This is a genomic window from Coleofasciculus sp. A1-SPW-01 (assembly GCF_040217205.1).
GTDB lineage: Bacteria > Cyanobacteriota > Cyanobacteriia > Cyanobacteriales > Coleofasciculaceae > Coleofasciculus > Coleofasciculus chthonoplastes_A.
In genome coordinates this window covers 22,709-34,334 of sequence record NZ_JAVJNP010000205.1, presented here as the reverse complement: position 1 = coordinate 34,334, position 11,626 = coordinate 22,709, and the positions used below count along the sequence as shown (strand labels likewise).

Here is an 11,626-nt window from a genome sequence, read left to right as displayed (position 1 = left end):
ATCTTGTCTGCACACAGAGGCTTAGGGAAAGCCCAGCCAGTGAAGTGTGAAGCTCTATCAGGTAGAAAAAGCGTACAGCTATCTCTATTTTGATCGAGAAGCTCCCGTTATAGCGCAAGCTTAACGGGAGAGAACGTCACCAACATGAATCACATATCGCCAGCAGTCAATGCGATAAATCTCATCAGGATGGAGATTGAGCAGAAGCGCAATGGCTTCTGGAGTAACAAATCGCTGTAACGGATGAGTGGCTCTTGATTTTAGCTGAAGTGTTGATAACATAGGAGATGCGCCCCAAATCATGGGGTTGTATTTTGATAGGACATAGCGATCGCTATCTGGCTTCGTAAACTTAGGTGCGATCGCTTTTAATTTGCTTAATGTAGACGAAATTTAAACTTTATGTCAAGAGGCGAACGAGTTCGGTTGCGGATTAGGGAACTAGCTGCCAGGGAGAACTGGACGTTGCTGGATGTCGCTGAACGGTCTGGAGTACCCTATAGTACCATCAAAACCTACGCGCGATCGCCAGGAATGACGATGGTGGATATTGGGGCGCTGCTGAAGTTAGCACGGACATTTGATGTATTGATAGAGGATTTGTTTGAGATTGTGAAGGAGTAAGTCATTTGTCATTCGTCATTTGTCATTTGTCATTTGTTATACTCGCTTCCGAAAAGAAGCAAGTTACCTTTACGTAAGGATTTGAGGAATATTTTATTGATGAGCTTCACACCCAGAAACCGTAGGGGCGCACAGACGTGCGCCCTTTCCACGGACTAAGCTGTCATGCATTTCAATTGGGTATTAGTAGCGAGCAAGATGCTCGCACTACACGGCTTTTGCCCTTGTTGGCATTAAGGTTTAAATGCTGAACAGTTTAGCGTGAGTTCTGTTGATACTCTGGGGGTAAACCCGGATCAAACATCACCACAAATTGGGCATTCGGCATCAGACGGCGGAGTATGTGAAGATGACCATCCGCATCGGAACGGCTACGATACTGTGCTACAGTGACTCCTTGCATTTTGGGTAGCAGGCGAACCAGCACCCAAGGATAAAGGCGTTGTTTGTAAGGCATAATAAATGTGTCTCCATCTGAAATTGGAGCCAGAGCCAGTGCTAAGAGGTTGGTCGCCCGGAGGCACTGGCTTTCTGACCATCTGAAGTTCTGCCTTTATATTACGGGCAAATTCTGGTTAAGTCAATTTAACCATGAGGATTCTGGAATAAAACAGTAATGACGAGTGTGGGGGAAAAGCTTAAACGCCAACGTGAATCACTGCATCTGACGCAGCAGCAAGTCGCTGATCAATTAGGTGTGACGGTAACTACTGTGAAAAATTGGGAAGCTGGCAGACATATTCCAAAGCTATACCCCATCCAGACGAAAGCATTGTGTGATTTGCTCGATTTAACCTTAGACGAGTTGGCAGAGTATAGTTAAGGCAATCAGGAGGCAATGAGTTCAGGTCATAAGCTGATGAAGCTAAGAAAACGGTTAGGGCTAACTCAGAAACAGGTAGCGGATGCGGTAGGCGTCACGGATCAAACTGTGAGTAATTGGGAAGCTGGCAGATTTGAACCTCGACTCACGATTCGTCAGACACAGGCTTTATGTAGCATCTTGCAATGTCCTTTAGAGGAACTTCCTAGTTTTAATGAAGCCCAAGAGTCAGACAGCAAACGTGAGTGACTGATTGGGAAAGGAATGTAGGTAAAGGCAAGACGCGATCGCTTAAAAATGGCTAATTTGGGAGAAAAGCTGAAACAACGACGAGAATCGTTAAATTTGACCCAACGGCAACTGGCTCATAAATTAGATGTAACGATAACGACGGTGAAAAACTGGGAAGCTGGCAGGCACATTCCCAAGCTATATCCTGCACAAATGAAAATATTGTGTGATTTGCTAAACCTCACCTTGGAAGAGTTAGCCGAGTGGCATATTTAGTAAATACATGAATAGGCGGTGTGTTACGCTCCGCTAACACACGATGGCGGCTCGGTACGCTTACGTTGCAGCCCCCTAGTCTTCAGTATCTCTATAATTGATAATAAACGCCATTTTGGAGTATATCGCTAATGCCACTTGCGCCAGCCGAAAAAACAATGTGGGAAACTCCCCCAGCGAAAGATCCCAAGAAAATGTCTGATGATGAGATTAATGCCAAGTATGAGAAACGAGAAAGAAGAATACTCACTGAAATGAATCGTGAGAAGCTGCCCAGTTTTGTCAATGCGCTCAAGAAACCGGGATATATAGAGATTAGACCGTTTTTCCATCGGCGAAAGCGTTGGGATGAAAAAATGCAATCGCGCTTAATTGAGTCATTTATGCTTAACATTCCAGTTCCACCTATTATCCTATACGAAAGGGAATATAACTCCTATGAACTTATTGATGGTGAACAGAGAATCACGGCAATTCAAGATTTTTACGAAAATAAACTCGAATTAACGGATTTGGAAATTTGGTCTGAACTTGAGGGGTACACTTATAATCAACTTCCCCTAAACATCAAAGCTGCACTTGCTCGTCGCTCCCTTTCATCTATAGTGCTGATCACGGAGTCCGCCTCTGACCCGGAAGAAGCACTTCTATTAAAACAGATTGCCTTTGAACGCCTTAATACTCGAGGAGTTGCTCTAACCCGTCAAGAGGTACGGAGTTGTTTATATTACGGAAAATTTAATCAATTATTATTTGAAATTTCTCAAAATCATATATTGAGAAAAGCTTGGGGAATACCTATTGACGATAATGAAGCAATTTGGAGAAATCGTTTATACACAACAATGGAAGATGTGGAATTAGTTCTTCGCTTTTTTTCTCTAAGGCATTATCATAAAATCAAAGAAAATTTGCAAAACTTTCTTGATAAATATATGATTAAAAGCCTAGGTTTTTACGACAAAGATATTGCTATTTTAAGGAATATATTCTTAAAGACTATTTCTCTTGCACACCAAATATACGGAGAAAATTTATTTAATCCTAAACCATTTGAACCCCAAAATATTACCTTTAAGAATAAGCCTTATAAAACTTATTACGAGGCGGTCATGGTAGGGTTGAGCAATCATTTAGATAGTGAAGATGTTTTAATTGCTCGAAAAGAAAAAGTGATTGAAGCAACAAAACAACTCTTTCAAGAAGATAAAGATAGACTTTTAACAGGTGGAGGAAAAACGAAAGCGGATATTCAGAAACGACTGAGGCTGTTCGATGATATGCTGGCTCAAGTCATCAACGAATAAGTCATGATGTTTCAGGAGCTTCTGAAGACAGTACAGAGAAATATTTCTACTGTCCGTTCTATTATCCAAGTTAACGAAAAACTTATAAGAGCTGCTTTTGGAGATAAGAGTATAATCACACAGGAATGGGGAACGGAAGTAGACTCTATCATTGCCCAACTAACACAGGATGCTCCAGAACCAAGGGATTAGCGAATTTACGATCATTGCGCTGTAGTAACACGGTTATACGCTATTTATGAACGTTTTGTTGAAAACTTAATTCGAGAATGGATACAAGTTCTTCCAGATTTATTTCCAGTTTATGCAGATTTGGAAGAGAGAATTTGTAATACACATCGAATAGGTGTAGCCCGGTTACTGTTGGATCTAACAAAAAATCGATTTGGACATCTTTCTATTGAAGAAGTTATTAGAGGATTATTTTATGGAGCTAGTGGTACTGGAACAAAGTATGAACTACTGCCAGATGCCTTTCTATTGCATGAGCAGAACCTACGCAGAGAACCATTAGAAAAAATGTTTGCTGATGCTGGTATTGGAAACGCTTGGACTTGGGTGGAAAAGTATAGAAAAATCAAGAACTTTATCAGTTGGAACAAGTGTTTTTCTGATGGGCGAAGCCTACTGTCAATTGGCAACGATTAAAAGTATTCAGGTTGATGATGCTGATCAGGAGTCAGTACAGACAAGCCGTGGCATGGAATTGGGATTAAAATTTGATGTCGAAGCCCGAAAAAAATTACGTTTATATGTGGTTAAATAAGCGAGGGTGAGTCTGTCAAACTAGGACGATTTGGAAAAGGGCGATCGCGCTACCCATCTCAAACCCAAATAGGGTGATTATTCTCCGATTAATAAATTAATGAGTCATATCGCCGCCCGTCGATAACCTCAGTTATTGTAAAATTTAGCGGATAGCACATTCTCTTCAGACTATGCCAAAATCGATGATATGTATCATTAACTTTGAGCAATGACTTGGTCTTCTGGACAGAAGTTGCATGGCAACAATTATATTCTGGAAAAAGAATTAAAACGCGGACAATTTAGCGTTACCTATCTGGCGAGCGATCGCAAGAAACATCAATGGGTGGTCAAAACCCTGAGTGATCAGCTAATCCACGACTTCAGCCAACCGGAAGTCGATCAGATTCAGGAAACGTTTTTGTGCGAAGCGGTAAAGCTGGTAAAATGCCGACATCCTCATCTGGTGCAAGTTAAAGAACCATTGGTTGAAGGACATCAGGTTGGCATTGTCATGGAGTATCTGGATGGTGTCGATTTAGCCAGCCACGCCCAAAAGGGTTTACCAGAATCAGAAGCGCTGCTTTATATCCAACAAATTGGCGAAGCCTTGAAAGTGATTCACGAGGCGGGGTTAATTCATCGAGATGTCAAACCCAGTAATATTCGATTACGCACCGATAAACAAGAAGCCGTGTTAATTGATTTTGGCTTAGCGCGAGAATGTAATGATGCATCAACAACGGTTGATACTCATACAGCCGATGGATTTGATGCCTTAGAGCTTTATAATGTGGACACTCCCCTAGGAGCTTATACGGATGTTTATTCATTAGCGGCAACGCTATACTTTTTAGTCACGGGAGAAATTCCGCCCAAGGCAATGGATCGCTGTATGTCGAAAGCGCGATTAATTCCACCAAAACAGATTAACGAACAAATTAGCGATCGCACGAATGAAGTGATTCTGATTGGGATGGCGTTACAGGTTGATGAACGCCCCCAAACCATACAGGAATGGCTGGATTTACTGGGATTACAGCGTCAAATTCCTGGATCAAAACGCCAGAAGTCACCCATGATTTTAATCGGCGCGATCATCGCCGTCGTTGGTGTGTTAGGTTTAATTGCGGCTTGGTTCTTGTTCAAACCGACAGCCATCCCTCAAGAACCCACACCCGTGCAAACGCCAGTCTCGTTAATTTATACGCCTGTCAGTAGCGTTTCCCCAATCACCTTTTGGTCAAACGGTTAACGGACACCCTCCGTCTTCGTCAGGGAGGATACCAAGTTCGCTTAAGTAACCCCCCTTCTCCCTTGGGTACTTTTTCTGTGGCATCTTCTGCCCTCTGTCTGATTATATTTTTTTAACCAGGGTTTATTTTTTTTAAGAAAACTGGACATTGGTACCATACCTGTCAAACTAAATAATATCTCTACGTTGTAGGAGATTTGGCAGTGGAGTATGAAATTCGCTACAAGCCCGCCTTTGCCGCTATTTTCCTGACACTCAATCCCGGTGACAGAATCACGGCAGAAGCAGGTGCGATGACCAGTATGGATGGTAAACTCACCGTGAAGACGGAGTTTTCGGGTGGCTTTATCCCAGGCTTACTCAAAAAGTTCTTTGGCGGAGAATCATTATTTGTTAATACATTTCATAATCAAACGCAACAACCCTTAACTTTAGTTCTTACTCAGTCCACCATTGGCGACATTGTTGGTGTGGATTTGCGCGGAAATTCCCTCTGCTTTCAACCTGGTGCTTATATTTGCCATACCCCTGGCGTCAAACTGGGGGTGCGGTGGGCGGGTGTGAAGAGTTGGTTTTCTGGAGAAGGATTGTTCAAACTTCAAGTTAAGGGTCAGGGTAAGGTATTCTTTGGTGCCTATGGTGGATTGACGAAAAAGCGGGTTAATGGTGACTTTGTTGTCGATACGGGTCATTTAGTCGCCTATGAACCAACAATTAAGATGAATGTTGGTTTAGCCGGGGGTTTATTGGGTTCAATGACTTCTGGTGAAGGCTTCATTAATCGACTTACGGGGACAGGAGAAATTTATCTCCAGTCTCGCAGTATTAGTGGTTTAGTCAGCTATTTACAACCAAAATTGCGTTAATCAGTAGTCGAACAAAAGAAAACAGCACGGTACTAAGTTTTGCAAACAAGTATCAAGGCTTTACGAATGACAAATGACATAAACAAATGACGAATAATGAATATTGAACTGTTGCATCAACCCGATAGTGCGATCGCGCGTGTTGTTCTGGAGGCTAATGAAGAGTTAGTGGCGCAAGCTGGCTGTATGATTGCCATGAATGGTTCCATTAATGCCAGTACCACATTACGCAAGGGGAAGGGTGGCGGTATTTTGGGCGGACTCAAACGCATGGTGGCGGGGGAATCGCTATTTTTAAGTGTGTTCCGTTCACCAATTGCAGGGGGAGAAGTCTTTCTCGCACCTAAACTTATGGGTGATCTTCTCGTCTATGAGATGAAGGGTAAAGAGTTAGTCGTTCAGGCGACATCGTATTTGGCTAGCGAGTCAGGGGTTGATATTGATCTCGGCTTTCAAGGGTTTAAATCTCTGTTTTCAGGTGAATCGATTTTTTGGTTGAGTCTTAGCGGCTATGGGGTTGTCTTGTTAACCTCATTTGGTGGGATTTATAAAATACCTGTCAATGGGGAATATGTTGTAGATACAGGTCATATTGTCGCCTTTGAAAAAAGTCTGAATTTTGATATTACCAAAGCCGGATCGAGTTGGCTGAGTGCCTTTTTGGGTGGAGAAGGACTGGTTTGTCGATTTAAAGGACAAGGAAACGTCTATTGCCAAACTCACAATCCTGGTGCTTTTGGTTCTCAGGTTGGTTCTAAACTACCACCACAATGAGTGGGTTTAGGTTGAGTTTCGTCCCTTCATAGCAAGTGGACGTAAATGGTGGGAAAACTAAATAAAGGATAAATCATCATGAGTCAGCGAATTTCTTATAAAATAGAGCATTCACCATCTTATGCTTCTTTGGTGATTAACTTGAAAACCAATGAAACGGTTTTAGTTGAATCCGGTGCTATGGCGGCAATGGATACTTGTATTAAAATGAAGTCCAGGGCTAAGGGTGGCTTGATGAAAGGACTTGGGCGAATGGTGAGTGGTGAGTCTTTTTTCATTAGTGAGTTTACCGCTGAAGGCAAATCAGGAGAGTTGTATGTTTCCCCTGGAGTACCGGGAGATATTTGTCATTATTACTTGCAAGAAAATGGCTTAATGATTCAATCCTCTGGATTTGTCGCCGCTAGTCCCACGGTAGAAATAGATACCAAGTTTCAGGGGTTTAAAGGCTTCTTTAGTGGTGAGTCCTTATTTTTAATTCGGGCAACGGGAGTCGGGGATATTTGGTTTAGTTCTTATGGGGCGATTGTGGAAATTCCTGTAGCTGGGGATTATGTGGTGGATACCAGTTATATTGTGGCATTTGAAGATACGTTGAATTATAACGTAGAAATGCTGGGCGGTTTATCGTTTCGTGGATTAAGAACAGGGATTTTGGGGGGTGAAGGATTGGTTTGTCGGTTTAATGGAGAAGGGCGTTTGTGGGTGCAGTCGAGAGAACTCTATAGTTTAATTAATTTCTTAAATCCCTTCCGCCCGACGAAGAGTAATAATTAGTTAGTAGTAAGCGCTTTAGCGCTTCTAGCCACTAAAGTGCCGACTACATACATTACATAGGTACAAAAATAGTATGTAGTAAGCGCTTTAGCGCTTTGAGGCACTAAAGTGCCGACTACATACATTACATAGGTACAAATAGCTTGTAGTGAGCGCTTTAGCGCTTTGAGGCACTAAAGTGCCGACTACATACATACATAGGTACAAATAGTATGTAGTAAGCGCTTTAGCGCTTTGAGGCACTAAAGTGCCGACTACATACATACATAGGTACAAAAATAGTATGTAGTGAGCGCTAAAGCGCTTTGAGGCACTAAAGTGCCGACTACATACATACATAGGTACAAATAGCTTGTAGTGAGCGCTAAAGCGCTTTGAGGCACTAAAGTGCCGACTACGTACATACATAGGTACAAAAATAGTATGTAGTAAGCGCTTCAGCGCTTTGAGGCACTAAAGTGCCGACTACGTACATACATAGGTACAAAAATAGTATGTAGTAAGCGCTAAAGCGCTTTGAGGCACTAAAGTGCCGACTACATACGTACATAGGTACAAATAGTATGTAGTGAGCGCTAAAGCGCTTTGAGGCACTAAAGTGCCGACTACATACATACATAGGTACAAATAGTATGTAGTAAGCGCTTCAGCGCTTTGAGGCACTAAAGTGCCGACTACGTACATACATAGGTACAAATAGCTTGTAGTGAGCGCTTCAGCGCTTTGAGGCACTAAAGTGCCGACTACATACATACATAGGTACAAAAATAGTATGTAGTAAGCGATTTAGCGCTTTGAGGCACTAAAGTGCCGACTACATACATACATACATACACATACATACGAGCCAGAATATTATGTATGAATATCGCCGACTAACTCCCACACAACGAGCTGAATTAGTTCAGCAACGCTTGTCTCGTGGTTATCCACCTCACGCGCCTCCCCATGTTGTGACTGACAAGGAATTTTATCTCTTAACAGCAGCTTGTTATGAACACAAGTGCCATGTTAAGGATGAATGTCGCCGCCAAGAGTTACTCAATTTGCTATTTGATGTGTTCGTAACTGCTGGTATGGAAATCCGCGCCTGGGTGGTTCTGCCAAATCACTATCATCTCTTGGTACATCTGACTAATTTTGATGAGTTGAGTCGCCTGTTTCGCTTAGTACATGGTCGTACATCTTATCAATGGAATCGGGATGATAATGTCACCCGTCGTAAGGTTTGGTATCGTTATAGCGATCGCGCTATTCGCTCAGAACGACATTATTTTGCTACTTTAAACTATATCCATTACAATCCAGTTAAACATGGCTGGAGCCACTCTCCTTATGATTGGTGTGGAAGTAGCGTTCATTGGTATCTGGCAAATTTTGGACGTCAGTGGTTGAGAGATTCGTGGATCGAATATCCAGTGCGTGACTACGGTAAGGATTGGGATGATTTTGAGCAAGATGGTTATTAATTAGAGCGCTAAAGCGCTTACTACAAGAACGGAGCGCTAAAGCGCTTACTACGGAACGGAGCGCTAAAGCGCTTACTACGAACGAATTTTCTATGTCTAATGCTCCAACGAATCGGAATCCACCGCCGAGTAATCGCCAACTCCTAATTTTATTGGGGCTATTTATCGGTTTTATTGTGGCTGTTCTCTGGCTGTTGAATCTGCTGGTGAATGGTTTAATTGGGATGATTCCGCTGAGTGTGGAACAAAAATTGGGGGCGGTAATTGTGCCAGTTTATGAGAAACAAGCTAAACCGTCCCCAACTCAAGATACTCTGAACCAATTATTAGATCGTTTGGAACAGAAACTTCCCGCCGAACAGCAAAAAGGGCGGGATTATCAGGTGCTGTATTTGCCAGAGTCTACGGTGAATGCGATCGCGTTACCGGGAGATGCTATTGTTATTTATCAGGGTTTACTGGAACAGGCAGAGTCTGAGAATGAATTGATGATGGTATTAGCCCACGAATTGGGTCATTTTGCTCATCGGGATCACCTGCGAGGTTTGGGACGAGTGTTGCTGGTACGGGTAGCCTTAGCTTATTTCTTCGGAGATGCGGGAGCCTTACAATCAGCGGCTTCGGGGGCGGTAGAAGCTATTGCGCGATCGCAGTATTCTCAGTCTCAGGAACAGGAAGCCGATGCCTTTGGTTTAATGTTATTATATGACACTTATGGTCATGTCGCCGGGGCTACGGACTTTTTTGAACGAATGAGTGAAAAACCCAGAGCAAATTTTGCCTTCCTGTCAACCCATCCCGCACCGAAAAAACGGGTGGAAGAGTTGCAGCGTTTGATTGAAAAGCAAGGGTATGAAATCGGGACGCGATCGCCTTTACCAAAAACGTTAAAATGAACAATAAGCATCTGCCAAGAACTCAAGTTCTTGGCTAAAAGCTTAAGTCCATTAAAATGGACTAATATTATGTCTTATCCAGTCAGCTAAAGCTGACTTGAGCTTTTAGCCGTGGGTTTAAACCCACGGCTCGTCTGATAATCTTAGAGCAACGTATCGGGAAAAATTAGGCAAGATAAAAAGAGTAGCCGCTAACAGCAAGACTCTATGAAACCACTAACCGGTCCGCGCACACCCCGATTTCTCAGAATTTTCCGGATCATCAAGCTGATTTTTCGCCCCTTGGACTACCTAGATAATTATGCTCAACGGTATGGAGATATGTTCAAAATTGGCGGGGATAACGCTCCTCCCTTTGTCTATGTCAGCAATCCCCAGGCGATTAAAGAAATCTTTACGGCTGATCCAGAGTTATTTGAATCGGGTCGAGGAAATGGGGTGTTACGCTATTTAGTCGGGGATAACTCACTGCTGATGTTAGATGGAGAACCCCATCAGCGCCAACGCCGCCTGCTGATGCCTCCCTTTCATGGCGATCGCTTGCGAGAGTATGGTCAGCTTATTTGTGATATTACGGAAACGGTAACAGCAGAATGGACAGTGGGTCAACCGTTGATCATCCGTACCTATACCCAAGAGATTACCCTGCGGGTGATTTTACAAGCCGTATTTGGCTTGAATCAGGGAGAACGTTACACCCAACTGAGACACCTGCTGAGTACCCTTCTGGCAGCCTTTGACTCTCCTCTTAGTTCCACTCTGCTCTTTTTCCCTTGGCTGCGACAGGATTGGGGTGCGTGGAGTCCATGGGGGCGTTTTTTGCAGTTAAAGCAGCAAATCAAACAGTTGATTTTTGATGAAATTCGCGAACGTCGCGAGCAAGGGGATGAGTCACGAACCGATATTCTAACATTACTCCTATCGGCGCGAGATGAAGCAGGTGATCCGATGACGGATGAGGAATTACATGATCAGTTAATGACACTTTTAATCGCTGGTCATGAAACTACGGCGTCTGCATTGGTTTGGGCATTGTATTGGATTCATTATCTACCAGACGTGCGTCAGAAGCTGCTTGAGGAATTAGAAACCTTGGATGCAGAGGGCGATCCGATGGCAATTTCTCGGCTTCCCTATCTGACAGCCGTCTGTCAAGAAACCCTGAGAATTTATCCCATTGCTCCGAGTACCTTCATTCGGATTCCCAAATCACCCATAGAAATCATGGGATATCAGTTTGAAGCGGGTACAGCGTTGATGCCTTCTATTTATTTAGTTCATCATCGGGACGATATCTATCCCCAACCCAAGCAATTTAAACCGGAACGTTTTCTAGAACGGCAATATTCCCCTTACGAATATTTACCCTTTGGTGGTGGGAACCGTCGCTGTATTGGTTCAGCGTTGGCATTGTTGGAAATGAAGCTGGTGCTGGCGACTATTTTGTCACAGTTTGAACTGGCATTAACTGATAATCGTCCGGTGAAGCCGATGCGTCGCGGTTTAACAATTGCGCCTCCTGGTAACCTGCGAATGGTTCCCAAGCAGCGTCGGCAACAGAAAGCCCCAGCGATGGTTTAG

The 11,626-nt window shown here is 43.3% G+C and carries 16 protein-coding genes; 14 read left to right on the top strand and 2 right to left on the bottom strand.

What is annotated here, in order from left to right:
* Positions 1-120: 120 nt before the first annotated feature.
* Positions 121-282, bottom strand: coding sequence for a hypothetical protein (locus RH949_RS30075; protein ID WP_446358364.1), 162 nt, complete (start codon positions 280-282; stop codon positions 121-123).
* A gap of 120 nt (positions 283-402) precedes the next feature.
* Between RH949_RS30075 and RH949_RS30070 the strand changes: the two genes are divergently transcribed.
* The gene (locus RH949_RS30070) at positions 403-624 is read left to right on the top strand and encodes a helix-turn-helix domain-containing protein (protein ID WP_044210723.1); all 222 of its coding nucleotides are present in this window, start codon (positions 403-405) and stop codon (positions 622-624) included.
* Between the two features lie 256 nt (positions 625-880).
* Here RH949_RS30070 and RH949_RS30065 read toward each other — a convergent pair whose 3' ends face one another.
* Positions 881-1,081 (bottom strand): hypothetical protein, encoded by a 201-nt coding sequence (locus tag RH949_RS30065; RefSeq protein WP_446358362.1) that lies wholly within the window; start codon positions 1,079-1,081, stop codon positions 881-883.
* Positions 1,082-1,240: 159 nt separating this feature from the next.
* Between RH949_RS30065 and RH949_RS30060 the strand changes: the two genes are divergently transcribed.
* The 13 genes from RH949_RS30060 (at position 1,241) to RH949_RS30000 (ending at position 11,626) form a co-directional block, all read left to right on the top strand.
* Positions 1,241-1,447, top strand: coding sequence for a helix-turn-helix transcriptional regulator (locus tag RH949_RS30060; RefSeq protein ID WP_006105643.1), 207 nt, complete (start codon positions 1,241-1,243; stop codon positions 1,445-1,447).
* 15 nt (positions 1,448-1,462) lie between these two features.
* Entirely contained in the window at positions 1,463-1,696 is a 234-nt protein-coding gene (locus tag RH949_RS30055; protein WP_446358360.1) for a helix-turn-helix transcriptional regulator, read from the top strand.
* A 48-nt stretch (positions 1,697-1,744) separates the two neighbouring features.
* A complete protein-coding gene (locus RH949_RS30050; protein ID WP_006105609.1) occupies positions 1,745-1,954 on the top strand; it encodes a helix-turn-helix transcriptional regulator in 210 nt (69 codons plus the stop codon).
* Positions 1,955-2,085: 131 nt separating this feature from the next.
* A complete protein-coding gene (locus tag RH949_RS30045) occupies positions 2,086-3,261 on the top strand; it encodes a DUF262 domain-containing protein (protein WP_446358358.1) in 1,176 nt (391 codons plus the stop codon).
* A 195-nt stretch (positions 3,262-3,456) separates the two neighbouring features.
* Positions 3,457-3,909 carry an MAE_28990/MAE_18760 family HEPN-like nuclease gene (locus tag RH949_RS30040; protein WP_446358366.1) on the top strand — a complete coding sequence of 151 codons (453 nt, stop codon included), beginning with the start codon at positions 3,457-3,459 and terminating at the stop codon, positions 3,907-3,909.
* Complete coding sequence (locus tag RH949_RS30035; RefSeq protein ID WP_446358356.1) at positions 3,875-4,027, top strand: hypothetical protein; 153 nt, start codon at positions 3,875-3,877, stop codon at positions 4,025-4,027. Before RH949_RS30040 ends, RH949_RS30035 begins: the two co-directional genes overlap by 35 nt.
* Before the next feature lie 210 nt (positions 4,028-4,237).
* A complete protein-coding gene (locus RH949_RS30030; protein ID WP_006105644.1) occupies positions 4,238-5,263 on the top strand; it encodes a serine/threonine protein kinase in 1,026 nt (341 codons plus the stop codon).
* A gap of 203 nt (positions 5,264-5,466) precedes the next feature.
* The gene (locus RH949_RS30025; RefSeq protein WP_446358354.1) at positions 5,467-6,129 is read left to right on the top strand and encodes a TIGR00266 family protein; all 663 of its coding nucleotides are present in this window, start codon (positions 5,467-5,469) and stop codon (positions 6,127-6,129) included.
* 96 nt (positions 6,130-6,225) lie between these two features.
* A complete protein-coding gene (locus RH949_RS30020; RefSeq protein WP_446358352.1) occupies positions 6,226-6,903 on the top strand; it encodes a TIGR00266 family protein in 678 nt (225 codons plus the stop codon).
* A gap of 78 nt (positions 6,904-6,981) precedes the next feature.
* A complete protein-coding gene (locus RH949_RS30015; RefSeq protein ID WP_446358350.1) occupies positions 6,982-7,680 on the top strand; it encodes a TIGR00266 family protein in 699 nt (232 codons plus the stop codon).
* A gap of 857 nt (positions 7,681-8,537) precedes the next feature.
* Positions 8,538-9,149: an REP-associated tyrosine transposase gene (locus RH949_RS30010; RefSeq protein WP_446358348.1), complete on the top strand. Its 612-nt coding sequence runs from the start codon at positions 8,538-8,540 to the stop codon at positions 9,147-9,149.
* 92 nt (positions 9,150-9,241) lie between these two features.
* Entirely contained in the window at positions 9,242-10,045 is an 804-nt protein-coding gene (locus RH949_RS30005) for a M48 family metallopeptidase (RefSeq protein ID WP_446358346.1), read from the top strand.
* Between the two features lie 207 nt (positions 10,046-10,252).
* Positions 10,253-11,626: a cytochrome P450 gene (locus tag RH949_RS30000; protein ID WP_446358344.1), complete on the top strand. Its 1,374-nt coding sequence runs from the start codon at positions 10,253-10,255 to the stop codon at positions 11,624-11,626.